This is a genomic window from Sulfoacidibacillus thermotolerans (assembly GCF_003144315.1).
GTDB classification, from domain to species: domain Bacteria; phylum Bacillota; class Bacilli; order Alicyclobacillales; family SLC66; genus Sulfoacidibacillus; species Sulfoacidibacillus thermotolerans.
The window spans coordinates 131350-150374 of sequence record NZ_MPDK01000002.1 but is presented as its reverse complement, the minus strand read 5'-3'; the positions used below and the strand labels follow the sequence as shown (position 1 = coordinate 150374).

Sequence of the window (19025 nt, the reverse complement as noted above, 5' to 3'; positions counted from 1 at the left end):
GATGCTTGAAGTTCCTGATCGACCCTTGCGACACGGGTACACGACAGGTGCTTGTGCGACTGCGTGTGCAAAGGCAGCTATGCTGATGCTCATCACACAAAAACCGATTGAAGAAGTTGAAACTGTATTACCTATTGGAGATGCTGTCACATTTTCGCTGCAAGATGTCGCTTTTAACGAATATTTTGCAACAGCCGCTACGATTAAAGATGCAGGCGATGATCCTGATGCAACACATGGCGCAAAAATTGTCGCAACCGTTTCTTTTTCGGAAAAACAAGGGATTGAATTGGACGGCGGCGTTGGTGTGGGGCGTGTGACGAAGCCTGGGCTCCCTGTTGCGGTTGGACTAGCTGCGATCAATCCTGTACCGCGGCGCACGATTTTACAGGCTGTGGAAGATGTGATGCAGGCCTATGGCGTCAAACGAGGTGTGCGCGTGGTAATCTCTGTTCCTGATGGTGAAGAGATAGCAAAAAAGACGCTCAATGCGCGACTTGGAATTATCGGGGGCATTTCGATTTTAGGGACGCGAGGAACGGTCGTTCCGTTTTCTACTTCTTCCTATCGAGCAAGTATTGTACAAGGGTTGCGCGTGGCAAAAGAACAGGGGCGAACGGCTGTTGTTTTGACCACAGGCGGACGAAGCGAAAAATTTGCGATGCGCATATACAAAGAGCTACCAGAAGACTGCTTTATTGAAATGGGGGATTTTGTAGGGTTTTCGGCGAAACAAGCAAAAAAACAGGGATTTCGCGATTTGCGGTTTGTTGGAATGATGGGGAAATTTTCTAAAATTGCACAAGGTGTCATGATGGTGCATGCGAAAAGTGCTCCTGTTGATTTTGATTTTTTGGCACAAGTTGCAGATGAAAGTGGTGTACCGCCTGCTCTTTGTGAGCAAATTCGCCAAGCAAACACCGCGATGCAAGTGGGAGATTGGATGCTGGAGTGGGGATATCCGCAATTTTTTTCGCACTTGAGTCTTCACTGTTGTCGCCAGATTTCTAAAGAGATTGACGGCGGAGCAACGATTGTGACGCAACTTGTCACAATGAGTGGAGAGGAACTGGGAGGGGCGACATTTGAAGGAGAAGTGGATTCGGGTTGTGGGAATTGGTGATGACGGGGCAAGTCAGCTTCCAGAAGAAACGATTGCCGAGATTCTGGACGCTGACTTGCTAGTTGGTGGACAGCGGCATCTCTCTTTTTTTCCGCATTTTGCAAAGCAAACGCTTGAAATCAAGGGATCGCTGACACACCTCATTGCACGTATAAAAGAGGAGGGGGAAGGACGTAAAGTCGTCGTCCTCGCTTCCGGGGATCCAAATTTTTTTGGTATTGGTTCATACTTGGCTAAACAGTTTGGACCTGAGCGTGTCTCGATTACCCCGTATGTAAGTTCTCTTCAACTAGCTTTTGCTCGCTGTCAAGAAAGCTGGAGCGACGCAAGTTGGGTTAGTCTTCATGGACGTGCGATGCATGGACTTGCTCAGCGCGTGAATGCGAGTGATAAGGTCCTAATTCTAACGGATCCTACCAATACGCCAAGTGCGATAGCAAAATATCTCATGCGGTATGAGATGAGAGAGTATCGTGCATTTGTAGCTGAAAATCTGGGTTCTAAGCATGAGCGAACTGGTTGGTACGAACTTGCCGAGATGGCTGAAAAAACCTTTTCAGAGTTAAATGTGGTGCTTTTGCAACGAGATCCTAAGACACGACCTTTTCGCACTCATTTAGGGATTGACGATGGGCAGTTTATACAGCGAAAACCTGATCGCGGCCTGATTACAAAGCGAGAAATTCGTGTGCTTAGCCTCGCTGAGTTGCAACTGCAACCGGGTGGTGTTTTATGGGATATTGGCGCTTGCACAGGATCCGTTTCGATTGAAGCGATTTTACAAACTCCTGATTTGCGTGTTTATGCGATTGAAAAAAATGAGGAAGACTTCGCCAACTTGCAGGCGAACCAGGTCAAATTTCGAACGGATTTTGTCGCAGTACTTGGACGCGCGCCAGCTTTACTTGATCAGTTTGAAGATCCTGATGCTGTCTTTATTGGCGGCAGTGGAGGAGAGCTTCGCGAATTGTTACAACTTTGCGCAGCGCGGTTGCGTGCGGGTGGTCGGATTGTAGTAAATGCGGTGACCATTGAAACTTTGGCGACAGCTTATGAGACCTTACGCGAACTGCAGTTTGCGGTATCTGTGTCACTTGTGCAAACATCGCGCAGTAAACCGATCTTACACTTGACGCGATTTGAAGGCATGAACCCCGTGTATTTGATTACAGGTTCACGGGTCGAGGAGAGGGACGATGACAACAGTGAGTGAAGGCAGGACGGGTACACTTTATGGAATTGGGGTAGGTCCTGGCGATCCAGAACTGATTACGATTAAGGCGTTTCGCTATTTAAAGCAATGTCAAGTGATCGCATATCCCAAAAAGCGTATGGGGGGTCGCAGTTATGCGCTTGACATCGTTGAATTATATGTTGATCCAAGTGAGAAAACAATGCTCGGACTGGTTTTTCCGATGACGAGGGATCAAGAGCAACTTTCTGCGCAGTGGGATCGCACCGTGGATGAGGTGTGTGCACACTTATTGCAGCAGCGCGACGTCGCTTTTGTCACAGAAGGCGATCCAATGCTTTACAGCACGTTTATTCACATGGCAAGACGATTAAAATCACGCCTTCCTGAAACCACCATAATTACTGTGCCTGGTGTTTCTTCTATCAACGCGGCGGCTGCAAGACTTGATGTACCGCTTGCGGACGGCGATGAAGTCGTGGCAATTGTGCCTGCAACGGATCGAATGGAAGATATGCGCGCACAACTTGTACATCATGACTGTGTTGTATTTCTAAAAGTTGCTAAGGTTCTCGATCCGATGATTTCTCTGCTTGAATCGATGAATTTAGCCGAACATGCAATGGTTGTTACGAAAGTGACTTCAAGCGAAGAAGTTGTGTGGCGCAATGTCTTGGATTTAAAGGGTGCAGAACTGAATTATCTAACGTTGATGGTGGTGAAAAAGACGTGCTAGAGCCAAAGGTGTATATCGTGGGGGCAGGTCCTGGTGATCCAGAACTCATCACAGTAAAAGGGTTGCGCATTTTACAAACTGCAGATGTCATTCTTTACACTGACAGTCTCGTATCAGAAGCGCTTATTGCAAATGCCAAACCACAGGCTACAATCATCAAAAGCGCGGGTCTTGATCTGATGCAAATTGTAGATCTGATGATTGATCACGTGCAAAATGGTGCGAGCGTGGCGCGTGTACATACCGGTGATCCAGCTGTATATGGGGCTATTTTGGAGCAGATGGCAATGCTTACACAAGCAGAAGTCGCATTTGAAATTATTCCGGGGGTCAGTTCAGTATTTGCTGCCGCAGCCGCACTGTCTGCGGAACTGACCGTCCCTGATCTTACGCAAACGGTGATTTTGACGCGTGTAGAGGGGCGTACTCCCATGCCGCCGCGTGAACAACTGCGGTCACTGGCTGAACATCATTGCACGATGGCTTTTTATCTTTCCGCCACACTTGCAAAAACGATTGTTGAGGAACTACTTGCAGCCGGCTGGAAGGAAACAACACCCGTTGCGATCGTACAAAAAGCGACATGGCCAGAGCAAAAAATCATCCGCACTACACTTAGCCATATGGTGCGCGCGATGGGGGATGCGCACATTTCTAGTCACGCCATGATTCTCGCAGGATGGGCGTTAGATCCTCAGTTATTAAGTTCTACGGAACATCGCTCAAAATTATACGATAAGACATTTACGCACCGCTATCGCAAGGGAGTGGCTGCGAGTGACTAAACGGTTTGCTATTGTCGCAATAACAAAGCATGGGACAGCGATTGCGCGCAGATTGCAAGCCAAATGGACAGAAGTAGACGTGTATTATCCGCAAAAATTTGCTCAGGGAGACGAAGCAAACGTAGCGATTCAGACGTTTTCAGAACCAGTCATGCAACTTCTTCCTACGCTGTTTGCACAGTATGAAGGGATAATTAGTATCATCTCGCTGGGTGCGATGGTGAGAATGATTGCTCCGCTGTTAAAAGATAAAAAATCCGATCCGGCTGTAGTTGTGATTGATGATCGTGCCACTTATGCGATCAGTGTGCTCTCGGGACATTTGGGCGGAGCCAATGAATTAACTCGAACGGTTGCGAAGATGCTTGATGCGCTTCCTGTGATTACAACTGCCTCTGACGTTTCAGAGACGATCGCAGTGGATTTACTCGGGAGGGTACATGGCTGGAAAATCGATCTATGGGAGAATGTTACAAAGGTAAGTGCGGCTGTTGTCAATGAAGAGCCCGTTTTGTTTGTGCAGGAATCAGGGGAACGCGATTGGTGGACTTATGAAAAGCCTCTTCCCAAGCACATTCGTGTCTTATCAAAGGCTGAACAGATCCTTGAACATCCATTTCATGCGGCACTCATCGTCACTCATCGTCTGCTTTCGCAACAGTTAATGGATATCATTTCTACTTCTGCTGTTTTATATCGTCCTAAAGTTTTAGTGGTAGGCATCGGTTGCAATCGCAATACATCTGAACAAGAAATCGAACAAGTGATCCTTGCGACCTTACATGAAAGAGGGCTTGCCTGGCAGAGTGTGCGCAATCTCGCCACGATTGACAAAAAAGCCGACGAACCAGGATTATTGGCTGTCTGTGAAAAATATCATTGGCCGCTCGTAACTTATTCCGCGCAAGAGTTAAATACTGTGGAACTGCCCCATCCTTCAGATACAGTCTTTCGTTATGTTGGTGCTTATGGCGTAAGTGAACCTGCAGCGCGGCTATCTGCGCAAGCTTCTGATTGGATTGTAGAAAAAGTAAAATCCGGGAATGTCACTGTTTCCGTTTCTTTGATTACACATGAGATGCAAGAGGACGAGCGTATGAATTTCACGGCTTCAACGTAAAAGTATGTGAGAAACTCGGGCTGAGAGAAGAAAAGGACGGAGGGTGAGTGGGTTTGGAAACGAAGTTAAAGCATGAACATCATAGATTGCGTCAAACTTTTTCGCTGTTTGATCTAAGTAGTTTGTCAATTTCGAGTGTTGGCCCTGCATTTAGTATTTCTGCGGCAGCTGGCGTGATGGTGGCCTATAGTGGGATTTACAGTTTGCTGGCCATTGTTTTAGTAGCGATCCCCTTTCTCCTCTCTGCTTTTATTTTTCGTGTACTCAATCAACATTTCCCGCATTCTGGCGCGTCATACCACTGGTCTGCGCGCGTCATGGGCGCTCAAGCGAGTCGTTTTCAAGGGTGGGTAATCATTCTTGCATATTTTACCTCGTTGCCCCCGATTGTGATTCCGGCTGCGCAGTATACGATTGCACTTTTGCATCCGGGCTGGCAAAACAATGTGTGGGTAGAGTTTGCGATCAGCACATTTTGGCTGTTGTTTGCGTCGGTTCCGCTCCTTTCTGGGGCGCGGCCGACAGCGCGCATTACACAAGTCTTTTTGGTCGTGGAAGTGCTGTTTTTGCTCGTCTTTGCCGGACTTGGAGCCTTTATGTTGCCGCATGCTCACTTTCCGGTATGGCGAGGGAAGTTTCCTGTAGCAGGGATTTTGCTTACGATGATTGTTGCAACGACGATTCTTGACGGCTGGGAGATTGACAGTTACGCATCAGAAGAATCTGCAAAACCAAAGCAGGATCCCGGGCTTGGCGGCATTATCGGAGCTTTTGTCGCACTGTTGATCTACGCGGTGCTATTTCCACTGATCATCGGGGAAACGCCGCTTGTAGCGCTTGCCAATTCACCAGATCCAATGGTGGCGTGGACAAATCACTTGGCGCCGTTTTTGCCCGCGGCCGTTCGTCAATCGATTTTGATTCCGATTTTAGCCTCGACAGCAGGTTCGCTCTGGTTGACGGGATACATTTTGATTCGGGCGCTCTATGCAATGGGGCGCGATCGCTTGCTGCCGCAGTCATTTGCGCGTTTAAATCGGCGAGGCTCGCCTGTGGTAGCTACGCTTGTTGTGTTTATCGTCTTGTGGTTGATCACGATGTTGCAGTTATTTGCGAGTTCCTTGGAGACGTTTTTTGCAGTTGTCCTTTCAGCGGCAGGGTTCTTTTTGACGCTTGAATTTACGTTGGATAGTTTGACGGCGTCAATCTTTTTATGGAAGATGCATCGCAAACGTCACATTGGAGATATGACGTGGCACGCGCACCGCGTGATGCGCGTGGGCTCGATGTTTACAACGCTTTATTTAGGGGCTGTGTTGATCGCGTTTTTGGTACTAAGTCCCCAAGTGATTTCTCCTTGGTCAGATTACGCAGTGTTTGTTCTGCTCGCACTAGGGGTTGTCTTTATGCTGATGCCGCGAAAACAGCCACATGTCGTGCATGCCGTTTCATTTGCAGAGGAGAACGAAGGAGAGGCTGTCCATGTCACGTGAGATAAATCTTCAATCGGTGGCTGAGTTTTCGTCCCAGACGGCTTTGCGACCGCGGCTGTTACTTGCCGGGACGCACTCTGGCGTAGGGAAAACAACTCTCACTTTAGGGTTACTCGCTGCGCTCAGAAAAAGAGGACTTGCTGTACAAGGGTTTAAAGCAGGACCTGATTATATCGATCCTAGTTATCATACGGCTGTAACCCATAGACCTGCGCGCAATTTAGACCGATTTATGGTAGGCGAAGACGGCGTGCGTGAAATTTTTTGGCGTGCGAGTGCGGATGCAGATCTGTCTGTCATTGAAGGGGTTATGGGGCTCTATGATGGGCGTGATGTCAAAGAGAATGTCGGGAGCAGTGCGGAGCTTGCCCTTTTGTTGCAGTCGCCTATCATTTTAGTGATTGATGCAAGTGGCATGGCACGTAGTGCTGCGGCGCTTGTTCTAGGGTTTCAAAAATTGCTTGAGAGCGTACCGATCGCAGGAGTCCTTGTCAATCGCGTGGGAAGTATTGGACATTATCGCATCGTTCAAACGGCGATTGAGCAAGAATGCAATGTACCCACGGTCGGATATCTTCCTAAAATGGCAGACGTCGCAATTCCAGAGCGACATTTAGGCTTAATTCCAGCTCTTGAACGGGGGGAACTCAGCCCACTGTTTGATCTTTTGGCAAAGCGTATTGAAGAGTCGGTAGACGTTGCTCGATTACTTGAGATTGCGCAAGGGGCATCGGCGCTCAGTGAGCCTTCCGCAGTAATTTTTACTAAAAAGGAAAAACAAACACAAGTAAAAATCGCGATTGCTAAAGATGCTGCGTTTAATTTTTATTACCCGGAAAACTTAGAACTCTTAGAGTTAGCTGGAGCAGACTTGCATTATTTCTCTCCACTTGCGGGGGATTTACTTCCTGATGATGTGGATGGACTTTATATCGGTGGTGGATTTCCTGAAGAATTCGCGGGAGATTTGAGCGCACGTACAGAACTTTTGTTGCAATTGTATGGGAAAATCAAGGGTGGATTGCCGACCTTTGCAGAGTGTGGAGGATACATGTTTTTAGCGAAGGAAATTGTTGATCGAGCGGGGAAACGGCATCCGATGGTTGGCGTTATCCCTGCAACAGTTAAGATGCAAGAGAATTTAGCAGCATTAGGGTATCGAGAAGCGACAGCGCTCGTCGATCACTTGTTATTGGCACAGGGTGAAACGGTAAAAGGACATGAATTTCACTATTCAACTCTCACCTATGAGCTGGATTCCCCGCCATACGCTTATGAAGTGAAAGGATTGCGCGGGAAAAAGGTGGATGGGTTCTCTACAAATACACTTGTAGCAGGCTATACACATCTGCACTTCGCTTCAAATCCTGCGGTTGTCCAGCGCTTTATCCACGCTTGTGCGGTTTATCAAAAAACACGGACTGTTGCCGCTAAGGGGGAGTGATTCATGCGAACCAAGGCGGGGGCAAGAAGCATTATGTTGCTTGGAACGGCTTCAAACGTTGGAAAGAGTACACTTTGTACAGCGCTTTGCCGTATCCTTGCACAAGATGGTTATCGTGTAGCTCCTTTTAAAGCGCAAAATATGTCATTGAACTCGGCAGTTACTCCGTCTGGTCGAGAAATTGGCCGTGCACAAGCTGTACAAGCAGAAGCCGCCGGAATTTTACCAAGTGAGCATATGAATCCGGTACTGCTGAAACCTACTGGAGTTACGCGTTCTCAGGTGATCGTGCAAGGGAAAGTCAAAGATACAGTGTCTGCACGCACTTACTTTCAGAGCAATAAAGAAGAGCTTTGGACGGCTGTGACGGAATCCTTTCAGTTTCTACAAGAGCGCTATGAAGTGATTGTGATGGAGGGAGCAGGAAGTCCCGTTGAGATGAACTTAAAAGCGCGCGACATTGTGAATATGCGAGCTGCGATGATGGCGGATGCCGATGTTTTGCTTGTGGCAGATATCGATCGAGGTGGCGTTTTTGCTTCTGTTGTTGGAACGTTACATCTGTTAACTGCGCAAGAGCGCGCGCGTGTAAAGGGTGTTATCATCAACAAATTTCGAGGAGACCCGGCCTTGTTTGAAGAGGGGGTACATTTGCTTGAAGAATATGCAAAAGTTCCTGTACTTGGTGTGATTCCGCACATTTCAGACTTGGGAATTGAGGAAGAAGATTCACTTGGATTAGAATCAGAGCGGTATCGTATGCCAAGGGAGTTCTCCCTTGAAGCGTCTTCAGAGCAGGTGTTGCAAATTGCTGTAATTGCGTTCCCCCATTTAGCGAACTTTACAGACTTTGACCCACTTTTTCTTGAACCTGATGTCGTAGTGAATTTTTGTGACCATCCGAACGATCTGCAGCACGTCGATGCGATCATCTTGCCGGGAACAAAAAATACAATGGAAGATTTGCGTTGGCTAAAGGAATCAGGACTCGCATCAGCAATAAGGGAGCGCGTACAGAAAGGTACATACGTTCTTGGCATTTGTGGTGGCTTTCAGATGTTAGGGCAGCAAGTGCGTGACCCACATCATCACGAGTCAAGTCAAAATGCGATTGCTGGCCTTGAATTGTTTGACTGTGATACGGTCATTTCCGATGAAAAGCGCACGGAATTAGTTGTAGGTGAGTTGCAAGGTCCATACGCAGGAATTGCTGTGACTGGATATGAAATTCATATGGGGAAAACATCGATGAGATCTCAGCAGATATTTGCTTTCGCTCACAGTGAGCGTGAAAATTTACTCTCAGCTGATGGAGCACAATCGGCAGATGGTAGTCAGATTGGCACATACTTGCATGGAATCTTGCATAATGACGACTTTCGAACCGTTTGGCTTAATCGCTTGCGTGTGCGCCGGGGATGGACTGCAAAAGAGCAGACGGTAGTCACGAGAGATGTGCGAAAAGCAGCGTATGATCGCTTAGCCGAAATCGTTCGTCAACATCTCAATATGGAGGCGATTTACCAAATGCTTTCTTCTAAACGTTTATAGAGGAGGTCAGAAGGATGAGAATTTATACGCGCGGCGGCGACAAAGGAAAGACTGCCCTTGTGGGTGGGGAGCGTCGATTTAAAAATAATGTACGAATCGAAGCATATGGTGCTATTGATGAAGCGGGTGCATTTATTGGACTTGCGGCAGCAGAACTTCAACCTCAGCGCGATGAGGATATTTTAGAGATTCTGCGGCAAGTACAGCAGACGCTATGGGACGTAGGGGCTGATCTCGCTCGTCCTGTTGCAGTGGAGCGACCTTATCGCACGGCTCTTGATGCTGCGGCGAAACTTGAACCACTCATTGATACCTACAAAGAACAGGCGGATCGCCTAACAAAGTTTGTGTTGCGCGGGGGGAATCGCGCGGCAGCTTCGATGCATGTGGCGTGTACCGTTGTGAGAAGGGCAGAGCGTCGAATTGTGCAATTGATGCAGGAAGAAGAAATTCATCCCGTAACACTGCAATATGTGAATCGCTTATCTGATTTGCTATTTGTGCTTGCCCGGGCAATAAATGCGCGAGATCACTTTGCAGACATTGAATATCAAAACAGTCCTCTCGTTTTTCGGGAAAAGTCAAAGTCAAACGAGCGCTGATTCGAGATGGAGTTTTAAAGAAGTTGGGCAGGAGGAACGAAAAGCGTGTCCTTTTATAGTGCTTTTTTAGATTTGCAAGGTGAGCCTTGTCTGGTTGTTGGGGGTGGTATAGTCGCCTTGCGCAAAGTGCGAACCTTGATTGAGGCAGGAGCGAAAATAACTGTAGTCAGTCCAAGTTTACATACAGAACTCGCTGATTTACGCGATAGCCAAGCGCTGTTACATGTAGCACGAACGTATCATGTGAAAGATCTTGCTGCGAAGCGACTCGTATTTGCAGCGACAAATGACGCGTCAGTGAATGCGCAGGTTGCACGTGACGCAAAGCAGCATGGTATTTTTGTGAATGTGAGTGACGATCCCACATTGTGTACATTCTTGGTTCCAGCGGTCATTCGTCGTGGTGAGATCCAAGTAGCAATTGGCTCTTCTGGGCAAAGTCCTGCACTGACGCGCGCATTACGTGAATATATAGAGGAGTATCTTCCACAAGAACTTGGTGAATTAGCGAGTTATCTGGCAAATATACGAAAGGAAATTCTGAGCCTCGATCGATCAACGAAAATGAAGCATGAGAGTTTAAAGAACTTAATTACAGCGGATCTGCTGCGTTTGTGGCAAAGCGGTCACGGTGCAGCATTCCAGGATACGGTAACTCGTGTTTGCATGGAGTATGGGTTGTCCGTCGATCCATTACCCCAACACAAACGTTCAGAAATAGAGAATATAGATAGAAAAATAGGGGACGAAACCTTGTGAATACAGCATTATTATGGATTGTTTTTCTTATGCAAGGTATTTTGATTTATTTCTTTTTAACAAAGTTAAAAACGAATCGACCAACAACACATGAACTTGACTTGTTAATTCGTGAAATGCGTGATGAATTTCCCCGTAATCGTACAGAAATGTTGGAATCTGCGCGTCGAGATCGCGAAGAGATCGGAAGAATCTTAGAGCGCCACGATAAAGCGTTACATGATGCTGTACAACGACAATCCATCAGCTTGCAAAAAAATCTTGAAGGAATTACACAAATATTAGGGAAAGCATCTCAGGAACAGCGTATGGAACTCGCTCATCGATTGGATCATGTAACAGAAGTGACAGAGGCGCGCTTACACACAGTAAAAGAAACGCTTGAACAGCGCCTGCATCTCTTACTGCTAAACAACGAGCAAAAGTTAGAACAAATGCGTCTTACAGTTGATGAAAAGTTGCATGCTACGCTGGAACAGCGTTTAGGTGATTCTTTTAAATTAGTGTCTGAGCGATTAGAACAGGTGCACAAGGGTCTCGGTGAAATGCAGACGCTTGCAGGTGGAGTCGGCGATTTAAAACGGATCATGACGAATGTCAAAACACGAGGGACTTGGGGAGAAGTCCAGTTGGGGACGTTGTTGCAACAAATTTTGACGGTTGATCAGTATGCGACAAATGTCGCCGTTCATCCAGAACACCAAGATCGTGTCGAGTTTGCTTTGCGTTTGCCTGGAAAACGTTCCGATGAATCCCCAGTCTGGCTGCCAATTGATGCAAAGTTTCCGATTGAAGATTATCAACGTCTAATGGATGCGCAAGATGTAGGGGATCTTGGGCAGATGGAGGAAGCAGGGAAAGCACTCGAACGCCGTGTTCGAGAGGAAGCAAAGAAAATTCGTGAAAAATATGTCTGTCCTCCGTATACTACTGATTTTGCAATCCTTTTTGTACCTACAGAGGGACTATATGCAGAAATCATTCGCAGGCCTGGGTTACTTGAAGAATTGCAAAGCACAGCGCGAGTTGTGGTTGCAGGGCCAACGACGATCGCTGCAATTTTAAACAGTTTACAAATGGGTTTTCGTACCTTAGCCATTGAAAAACGTTCTTCCGAGGTTTGGACTACGTTAGCTGCAGTGAAAACAGAATTCAGTAAATTTGGTGATGTACTTGCGAAGGTGAAAAAGAAAATTGATGCAGCTAGTTCGGATTTTGGTCAGGTTGAGCGAAGAACCCGTGTCATTTCTCGCAAGCTAAGTGAGGTAGAAGCACTTCCTGAGGGACAGGCGATTGAGAGGTTGGGCGAGGATCGAATACACATAGTGGATGACGAGGAAGGGGGAGCTTAACAATGCTCTCCCATTTCCTTTCTTTTACTAAGAGATAGCCAGCTATAGCTGATCGTCCTTTTCGTCGAGCATAAGAAATACATAGACATGTGCTGGACCATGAACACCAATTGTTGAATCCATCTCAATATCTGAGGTGCGACTGGGTCCTGTGATCCAGTTGACACTACTTGGCATCCGGTTTGTTCGCAGTTCAGAAAGTACACTTGCGGCGCGCAGATGAAGGCGTGAAAGGGGTACAAACGCGACGTGGGTTGCGGGCAAAAGGCTTACGGAACGGCCGTGCGTCTGTGAGCCGATCAATACAAGCGATCCAGTTTCAGCAACTGCATAGTCAGCAGAAGTGATACCAAGTTCAGCTTTTGCGATGGATTCCTTATCTATATTTGATGAATCACTCCATACGTCGAATTTGAGTGAGTAGTTCTGTGTGATTTTTTGAATTCCTAGTTTATCAAGAAGAGGATCCTTCCAAGCGAGCACAGATGTCGGGCGATGCATCAAGAAAATATCTTGCAAAGCGATTGTGACTTGATCCTTGGTGATGATTTTTGCATGTCCGCCAATTTCTACAAGGGACTTACAAAAAACATCAGCAAGTTGATTTTGTTCTTTGATAGATAAAGGAATTCCTTGAAGTTGTTTTTGAAGAATTTGATTGGATTCAGTGATTTCGCTTGGGAGTAAGCTGTGTTGTAATCCTTCACTTCCTCGGTATGCGCGTTTTGGGGCCACTTGAAGCGGCTCATTGCGCCCGAGACGCTGAGCGATATTTGATAAAAATGTAGCTTCATCGTTCGCGTTCATCTTTTAATCTCCTTTTTGACTGTTGGATAGCTGTGCTGTAATCTGATCGATCGTAAGCCCTTGTGCAAATCGTTCGCGAAAAGTGAGCGGACTCATTCCTTGTAAGCTGCGCGTTTTTGTCCAAGCTGATAGGCCAGGCATGGAAGAGGGGAATTCATCATTTTTCAAAAACCATTTTTGTACGGTGCGCAGAGAGCGAACTGCTAAACGATAGTTTATTGCGCGTGTAAAAACATGCTGATAAGTTCGAAAGGCGACTCGTTCGAGGGATGAGGTATGACCGCGTGCGACATTTCGAGCCCTAAGTTTTACGAGCATGTCATGGAGCGGGATTTTTACTGGACATGATTCATAACAAGCGCCGCATAAACTTGACGCATATGGCAGGTCGGCAGCTTCTGGATCATCACGCAAGAGCGGAGTGAGAACGGCTCCAATTGGGCCTGAGTAAACAGATTGATACGCATGACCGCCAATTTGTCGATAGACAGGGCAAACATTTAAACAGGCACCACAGCGGATACAGTGTAAAACATCTTGAAAATCGGGATCTCCTAATGAGCGACTCCTGTGGTTATCGAGAATGACAAGGTGAAAGTCATGGGCACCATCAAGTTCTTGTACATCTGCTGGGCCTGTGATAAGAGATACGTAACTTGTTAACTTTTGACCCGTACCACTGCGCGGCAGAAGATTCATAAACACTTCGAGATCTTCTAGACTCGGTAAGATGCGTTCCATTCCCATCACTGCAATGTGAACAGGAGGCAGCGTAGTGACCATCCTACCATTTCCTTCATTTGTAAAAAGGCAGATGGTTCCTGTCTCTGCGATTGCAAAGTTGCAACCAGTAATTCCAATATCAGCTTGAATGAATTTTTCGCGCAGAATCTTATGTGCGAAGGCATTTAAACTAGGCGTATCAGATGCAATTGGCTGATTTGCAACTTCACTAAATAAGTCGGCGATCTGTTCACGCTTTTTATGGATTGCAGGAGCGATAATATGAGAAGGAGTTTCACCAGCTAACTGAATAATATATTCTCCTAAGTCTGTCTCCACGACCTCAATGCCATCTCGCATCAGTTCTTGATTAAGGTGCAATTCCTCTGTGACCATAGATTTAGATTTGATGACTTTTTTTCCTTGATGCATGTGCACAATTTCGCGGATGACTTGCACTGCTGCATTTGCATCAGAACAAAAATGCACATGTCCTTTGCGTTCTCTCACTTGATGTGCAAGTTGTCCAAGGTAAAAATCGAGATGGGCAATTACATGTGCACGAATTTCTCGTCCACGTTCACGCCACGCTTCAAAATCAATCTTAGCAACAGCTTCTGCTTTTTTTTCACGCAAACGATCTGTGGAAATTTGTAGGGCGACATGTAAGTTTTCATCCTTTAAAGCGGCTCGAATTCGCGCGTCAAACTGTGGATTCATATGCGATCACCCGCTTTTTCAAGAATAGGAACGCCTGATGTAGCGCGGTCTAAAAACTGTGCGAGATGCATCGTGGGGATTTCCATTTGCATGTGCTTCATACGGCCTGCGATGTTCATCAAGCAGCCCATATCGAGTCCAAGCACAACTTGTGCCTGTGTCTTAGCAATATGGGTTACTTTATCAGTAGCCATTGCTGTCGAGATGGCTGGGACTTTTACGGAAAATGTGCCGCCAAAACCGCAACACTGCTCAGCAAATGGCAGATCGACCAAGGTTAATCCACGTACATGCTGTAAAAGACGCTGTGGAGCATTGTGAAGTTCAAGCAAGCGGGTTGCATGACAAGAAGGGTGATAGGTAGCTCTTACATTCGCAGAGGCACCTAGGTCTTCAACTTGTAAGATATCGACGAAAAATTGTGTCCAGTCAAATGTGCGCGCTTTCAACTTTTCAATCAGTGCGAGGCGTTTTGGATCGTCTTTAAATAACATGGGGTAATTGTGATGAATCATAGCGCCGCAGGAGCCTGAAGGAGAGACAATATAATCACTGTCAGAAAATGCATTGATCCACGTTTTAGCTACTTCACGAGCTTCTTCCCAATACCCAGAATTAAATGCTGGTTGCCCACAACATGTTTGTCCCCGGGGGACTTGCACTTGAATGCCTTGTCGTTGCAATAAGCGGACAAGACTCTCCGCGACATCGGGAAACATCGTGTCAATCAGACAGGTAATAAAAATAGAGACTTGCAAGGAGCCACCTTCTTTTCTGCTTTGATCAAGTGACCTGAACAATGGATTGAAAACATCTGATACAGTTTAGTAGAATTGAAAAGAATTATATCATAAGTGATGAAATTCGGACACTTTTTATGAGTCTTCAATCTGTTCCGCGAGTTGTTGACGCAATACCGCCTTGTGAATCTTTCCAGCACTTGTCATAGGCATGGAAGGAATGAAAAGGATACGATCAGGGATCCAAAATTTTGCTAGGCGGCCTGCTTGAACGGCTTGCAAAAGGTGATCGCGGACTGTTTCAGTACTTAGGGAGGTACTTGATTCAATGACTGCGATAGGGCGCTCCCCCCAGTGCTCATCTGTTTGGGCGATGACAGCAACAGCATTTACACCTTCTAATTCGGAGAGAACAGCTTCGATGACACTTGTCGCGATCCACTCCCCACCGCTCTTGACTGCATCTTTTTGACGATCGAGCACATGGAAAGTATGATCTTCATGCCATACTGCAAGGTCTCCTGTGCGAAACCACCCATCGATGTATGCAGATTGTGAGCGCTTTTCATCATTCAGATAGCCGTCAGGAAGCCAGGGACTCTGCACATAAACTTCGCCGATGGTATGTCCATCTTTGGGGACCGTTTGTCCATCGATTCCGCGAATATCAATTTTTACCATCGGTAATGGAACAATTCGCGTGGATAGAATCTCTCGTTTTTGCAAAGACGTGAGAGCAGGTTCTAAAAGGGCAGAAATTCCCGTTGCCAATTGATCAGAACCGCCGTAAATTAATGAAAATTCGATACCCAACGCGTTTGCCCGGCTGGCCAGGCCGCTTGGTAGCGCACTTCCTCCTGTGAGAATACGAAGTGCAAGCAAAGCTTGCTGTTCCTGTTCTTGCAAAACTTCGTTCAACAGCATGTGTAATTGAGTAGGGACCATATTACTCCAAGAAACTTTCTCCTGTTTGATCAGTGCTAATTGTTCTTTCACGTTCGCGCGCTCAGGCAAAACGAGCTTCGCTCCGAGGTAAGGAGCAAAAAATGGCGTGCCCCATCCATGAATGTGGAAAAAGGGGATGAGGGGAAAAATTGTAGCGCCATGTGCCAATCTTGCTCCTGTTTCGTGTATCGTTAGATGATGAGCTATTTGTAAGGAAGCATGAAGCAAATCACGATGTCGATATTGCATGCCTTTGGGACGACCTGTTGTTCCTGTGGTATAAAAAACGGAGTAAATATCGGTGTCTTGCAGTTGTGCAGTGGACAGTTCAATTTTTGATAAATTGGCTGTCTGACCCAAGGCGATGACTTGCTCAAACGTAAAATCGTTCTCTGAGTGTTCGGAGAAAGCAATCGAAAGGAAAGCTTCGTCCATCCAGATGAAGTGCTTCACGTAGGGGCGGAGCTTTATGCCTACTTCTTGAAACCCGGAATGGACAAAGAGAACGTCATCTCTCGCGTGTTGTACCGTATAGGCGAGATCTTCCATGGGCAAGCGAAAGTTAAGTGGATGAATAATAGCTCCAAGCAACGATACTGCAAATTGAAGTTCAAAATAACGGTAACTGTTTACATCAAGCACGCCGATGACAGTTCCTTTACTCACACCAAGTTGATGCAATCCAGCGGCTACTTGCAGTACACGCTCCCATTCCTTCGCGTATGTGGAACGAATATTCCCGCTGACGATTTCAACATGAGGAAAATTCCATGCTGCATCCGCTAAAATTTCGTGAATTAATCCTTTACGCATCGATTCCCGCCCCCCAAATTGCCTGATCCTGAAGTGCCCAGTCTGGATATTCTTCATGTAAGATAAAATGTGTTGCATACAGTTCCGCTAATTTTTCATAGCGAGTATTCCCTGAATGAGCAAGCGCGTACAGAAGGGCGACTTGTGTTGCGTCGGCGATTTGGTCAAGTACATGTTTTGCATGCCACTGTGCCTGTTGTGGTGAGAGACTTGCAAGTTTTTGTAATGAAGATTCAATTGTTTCTTTGGCAATCTTCGCGTGCCGAGTACCCACTTGTTCAAGAAGAGGAATGAACTCTGTAAGGTAGGATTCGTGAGCGCGTTGTTTATTGATCGTTTCAAGAAAGTCGAGTGCTTGAATGTTACTTGGGCCTTCCCAAATTGGCGTGATGAGTGCTTCGCGATGCCAGTGAGCGACTGCATATTCTTCAAGGAACCCAAGGCCACCAAACAGTTCCATCGCCATCGCCGTCATGACAGACGCGTGATTCGCAGTTTTGTTTTTTGCCACATGCGTAAGAAAACGTGCATAGTGGTAGGCACTTGTATAAGGAGGACGTGCTTCCCAAGCTTTATCAAACTTCTCAATTGCGTGAAAACTAAGTGCGAGTCCACCGGCTAACCGCACAGCAAGGTCTGTTAAATCGCGGCGAATCAGAGGATGTTCGAGTAAAAGACTGCCAAACGCTTGACGGCGCTGCACTCTTCCTAGAACTTCAAGATGAGCTTTGCGTGCGGTTCCCATAGCGCCAATGGCATTTGCAAGACGTGAAACTGTTAAATTTTCAAGCGTATAGTAAATCCCTTTTTCTGCTTCTCCTATCAAGTATGCTTCACTTTGATTAAGCTCAGCTTCACCAGAAGGTACGGAGCGCGTCGCACTTTTATCTTTTAGGCGTCGAATGTGAAAATTGAGTTGACCTTCCTTATTTACTCTTGGCAATAAAAATAAGGCGAGTCCCTTGGGGCCTGCTTTTGCTCCATGTGGGCGGGCGGTTGTGATCGCGTAATCGGTGAGTCCAGCTCCACTTGCAAAATACTTATCTGCTGTGAGTCGCCAGTGATCTCCATCTGGGAAAGCGATCGCAGTGTTTGCCCCAAGATCGCTGCCTCCTTGTGATTCTGTCATCCACGTGGCTCCATATGCATCCCCACGAAGAAGTTGTTCTTTTATTTGGTTAAACTCTGGTGCGTATTTGTGAATGGCGTATGCGGTTTGACCTGTGATCGTAAGGATGCAATACATGCCTGGATCGCCAATTAGATAGCCAAGTGCAAAATGATGGTGCCAACTCCCACCTTCATATGGGGGACGGTTAATGTGTGCTGTATTTTGTAGGACAGCGCGATGTGCAGGACTCAGACGTACGCGATCTATGCGATTTCCATCGAGGTCATGAGTCATGAGAATGGGTCTCGCATCATGATCTACGTGGTAAACGGTTTCATAAATATCACGACCCGCATATGCGCCAAATTCTATAAGTTCCTTTTTGTGTGCGGCAAACTCTGGCCAGTAATGCTGCAAAATGATCTGCAAATCATCGTCAAGTGCAAAATGGTTTTGTCCGTAAGCATATGAGATGTGATTCATCATTCACGTTCTCCTCTCTGTTTTTGTGCCAATGTTTTCTCAAGGCGGGAACGCACTTCCAACAGTTCCGCACGAACAGCTTCCAAATCGCGAATTTGAGCTTCTATTTCTCGCAGTTTGGCGTCACCACGCTGTAAAACAGCCTGCAACTGTGTAACTTCTGTCGGGTCCGCATCATACAAACTAAGCATGTCGGAGATTTCTTGCAGCCCAAAACCAAGGCGACGCCCGCGCAGAATTAATTGCAAGCGCACTCGATCGCGATCGTGATAAAGTCTCTGCGTACCACGTCGTTCAGGATTTAATAGACCGAGTTCTTCGTAATAACGTAAAGTCCGTGAGGTTACGTCAAACATTTCTGTTAACTCAGTAATCGAATAGGATCGTTCGATCATTTTTCCCTCCTATCTTATAGTCGAAATATATCTTTTATTTACGTTTACGTCAACTTATTTTCGCTGTAAAATGATGTTGTGCATAAGAAAAGACCACCTGAACTCAGTGGTCCTTTCTTATGCACAAATGG

The 19025-nt window shown here is 46.5% G+C and carries 17 protein-coding genes; 11 read left to right on the top strand and 6 right to left on the bottom strand.

Translation table 11 applies throughout. From position 1 onward, the window contains the following. The first annotated feature begins 1 nt into the window (after position 1). Genes BM613_RS01170 through BM613_RS01120 form a run of 11 tightly spaced genes read left to right on the top strand, consistent with a single transcriptional unit; the run spans position 2 to position 12157 of the window. Positions 2–1123, top strand: coding sequence for a cobalt-precorrin-5B (C(1))-methyltransferase (locus tag BM613_RS01170; RefSeq protein ID WP_181362842.1), 1122 nt, complete (start codon positions 2–4; stop codon positions 1121–1123). Beyond that, entirely contained in the window at positions 1086–2336 is a 1251-nt protein-coding gene (gene cbiE, locus BM613_RS01165; protein WP_109429324.1) for a precorrin-6y C5,15-methyltransferase (decarboxylating) subunit CbiE, read from the top strand. The genes BM613_RS01170 and cbiE overlap by 38 nt, the downstream gene beginning before the upstream one ends. Next, positions 2320–3051 (top strand): precorrin-2 C(20)-methyltransferase, encoded by a 732-nt coding sequence (gene cobI / locus BM613_RS01160; protein ID WP_109429323.1) that lies wholly within the window; start codon positions 2320–2322, stop codon positions 3049–3051. The genes cbiE and cobI overlap by 17 nt, the downstream gene beginning before the upstream one ends. Then, positions 3045–3836 (top strand): precorrin-4 C(11)-methyltransferase, encoded by a 792-nt coding sequence (gene cobM / locus BM613_RS01155; RefSeq protein ID WP_109429322.1) that lies wholly within the window; start codon positions 3045–3047, stop codon positions 3834–3836. Before cobI ends, cobM begins: the two co-directional genes overlap by 7 nt. Continuing rightward, a complete protein-coding gene (locus BM613_RS01150) occupies positions 3829–4956 on the top strand; it encodes a cobalt-precorrin 5A hydrolase (RefSeq protein ID WP_109429321.1) in 1128 nt (375 codons plus the stop codon). Before cobM ends, BM613_RS01150 begins: the two co-directional genes overlap by 8 nt. Positions 4957–5009: 53 nt before the next feature. Next, the gene (locus BM613_RS01145) at positions 5010–6449 is read left to right on the top strand and encodes an APC family permease (protein ID WP_181362809.1); all 1440 of its coding nucleotides are present in this window, start codon (positions 5010–5012) and stop codon (positions 6447–6449) included. Continuing rightward, positions 6439–7893 (top strand): cobyrinic acid a,c-diamide synthase CobB, encoded by a 1455-nt coding sequence (locus tag BM613_RS01140; RefSeq protein ID WP_109429319.1) that lies wholly within the window; start codon positions 6439–6441, stop codon positions 7891–7893. The genes BM613_RS01145 and BM613_RS01140 overlap by 11 nt, the downstream gene beginning before the upstream one ends. 3 nt (positions 7894–7896) lie before the next feature. Continuing rightward, positions 7897–9444, top strand: coding sequence for a cobyric acid synthase (locus BM613_RS01135; protein WP_109429318.1), 1548 nt, complete (start codon positions 7897–7899; stop codon positions 9442–9444). A gap of 14 nt (positions 9445–9458) precedes the next feature. Next, positions 9459–10046: a cob(I)yrinic acid a,c-diamide adenosyltransferase gene (locus tag BM613_RS01130; protein ID WP_109429317.1), complete on the top strand. Its 588-nt coding sequence runs from the start codon at positions 9459–9461 to the stop codon at positions 10044–10046. 45 nt (positions 10047–10091) lie between these two features. Continuing rightward, positions 10092–10805, top strand: a complete 714-nt coding sequence (locus tag BM613_RS01125) for a precorrin-2 dehydrogenase/sirohydrochlorin ferrochelatase family protein (protein WP_109429316.1) — start codon at positions 10092–10094, stop codon at positions 10803–10805. After that, positions 10802–12157 carry a DNA recombination protein RmuC gene (locus BM613_RS01120; RefSeq protein WP_219930607.1) on the top strand — a complete coding sequence of 452 codons (1356 nt, stop codon included), beginning with the start codon at positions 10802–10804 and terminating at the stop codon, positions 12155–12157. Before BM613_RS01125 ends, BM613_RS01120 begins: the two co-directional genes overlap by 4 nt. Positions 12158–12199: 42 nt before the next feature. Here BM613_RS01120 and BM613_RS01115 read toward each other — a convergent pair whose 3' ends face one another. From BM613_RS01115 to BM613_RS01090, 6 genes are all read right to left on the bottom strand, one after another. Then, positions 12200–12964, bottom strand: a complete 765-nt coding sequence (locus BM613_RS01115; RefSeq protein ID WP_109429315.1) for a LutC/YkgG family protein — start codon at positions 12962–12964, stop codon at positions 12200–12202. 3 nt (positions 12965–12967) lie between these two features. Further along, the gene (locus tag BM613_RS01110) at positions 12968–14407 is read right to left on the bottom strand and encodes a LutB/LldF family L-lactate oxidation iron-sulfur protein (protein WP_109429314.1); all 1440 of its coding nucleotides are present in this window, start codon (positions 14405–14407) and stop codon (positions 12968–12970) included. Then, entirely contained in the window at positions 14404–15165 is a 762-nt protein-coding gene (locus BM613_RS01105; protein WP_109429313.1) for a (Fe-S)-binding protein, read from the bottom strand. The genes BM613_RS01110 and BM613_RS01105 overlap by 4 nt, the downstream gene beginning before the upstream one ends. A gap of 117 nt (positions 15166–15282) precedes the next feature. After that, entirely contained in the window at positions 15283–16905 is a 1623-nt protein-coding gene (locus BM613_RS01100; protein ID WP_109429312.1) for an AMP-binding protein, read from the bottom strand. Further along, positions 16898–18499 (bottom strand): acyl-CoA dehydrogenase family protein, encoded by a 1602-nt coding sequence (locus tag BM613_RS01095; protein ID WP_109429311.1) that lies wholly within the window; start codon positions 18497–18499, stop codon positions 16898–16900. Before BM613_RS01095 ends, BM613_RS01100 begins: the two co-directional genes overlap by 8 nt. After that, positions 18499–18894 (bottom strand): MerR family transcriptional regulator, encoded by a 396-nt coding sequence (locus tag BM613_RS01090; RefSeq protein ID WP_109429310.1) that lies wholly within the window; start codon positions 18892–18894, stop codon positions 18499–18501. Before BM613_RS01090 ends, BM613_RS01095 begins: the two co-directional genes overlap by 1 nt. Between the last annotated feature and the right edge of the window lie 131 nt (positions 18895–19025).

Coding starts and splice junctions, on each gene's coding strand:
- BM613_RS01095 (WP_109429311.1), bottom strand. CDS start 18,499: ATGAATCACATCTCATATGCTTACGGACAAAACCATTTTGCACTTGAC.
- cobI (WP_109429323.1), top strand. CDS start 2,320: ATGACAACAGTGAGTGAAGGCAGGACGGGTACACTTTATGGAATTGGG.
- BM613_RS01100 (WP_109429312.1), bottom strand. CDS start 16,905: ATGCGTAAAGGATTAATTCACGAAATTTTAGCGGATGCAGCATGGAAT.
- BM613_RS01130 (WP_109429317.1), top strand. CDS start 9,459: ATGAGAATTTATACGCGCGGCGGCGACAAAGGAAAGACTGCCCTTGTG.
- BM613_RS01110 (WP_109429314.1), bottom strand. CDS start 14,407: ATGAATCCACAGTTTGACGCGCGAATTCGAGCCGCTTTAAAGGATGAA.
- BM613_RS01170 (WP_181362842.1), top strand. CDS start 2: ATGCTTGAAGTTCCTGATCGACCCTTGCGACACGGGTACACGACAGGT.
- BM613_RS01135 (WP_109429318.1), top strand. CDS start 7,897: ATGCGAACCAAGGCGGGGGCAAGAAGCATTATGTTGCTTGGAACGGCT.
- BM613_RS01115 (WP_109429315.1), bottom strand. CDS start 12,964: ATGAACGCGAACGATGAAGCTACATTTTTATCAAATATCGCTCAGCGT.
- BM613_RS01140 (WP_109429319.1), top strand. CDS start 6,439: ATGTCACGTGAGATAAATCTTCAATCGGTGGCTGAGTTTTCGTCCCAG.
- BM613_RS01090 (WP_109429310.1), bottom strand. CDS start 18,894: ATGATCGAACGATCCTATTCGATTACTGAGTTAACAGAAATGTTTGAC.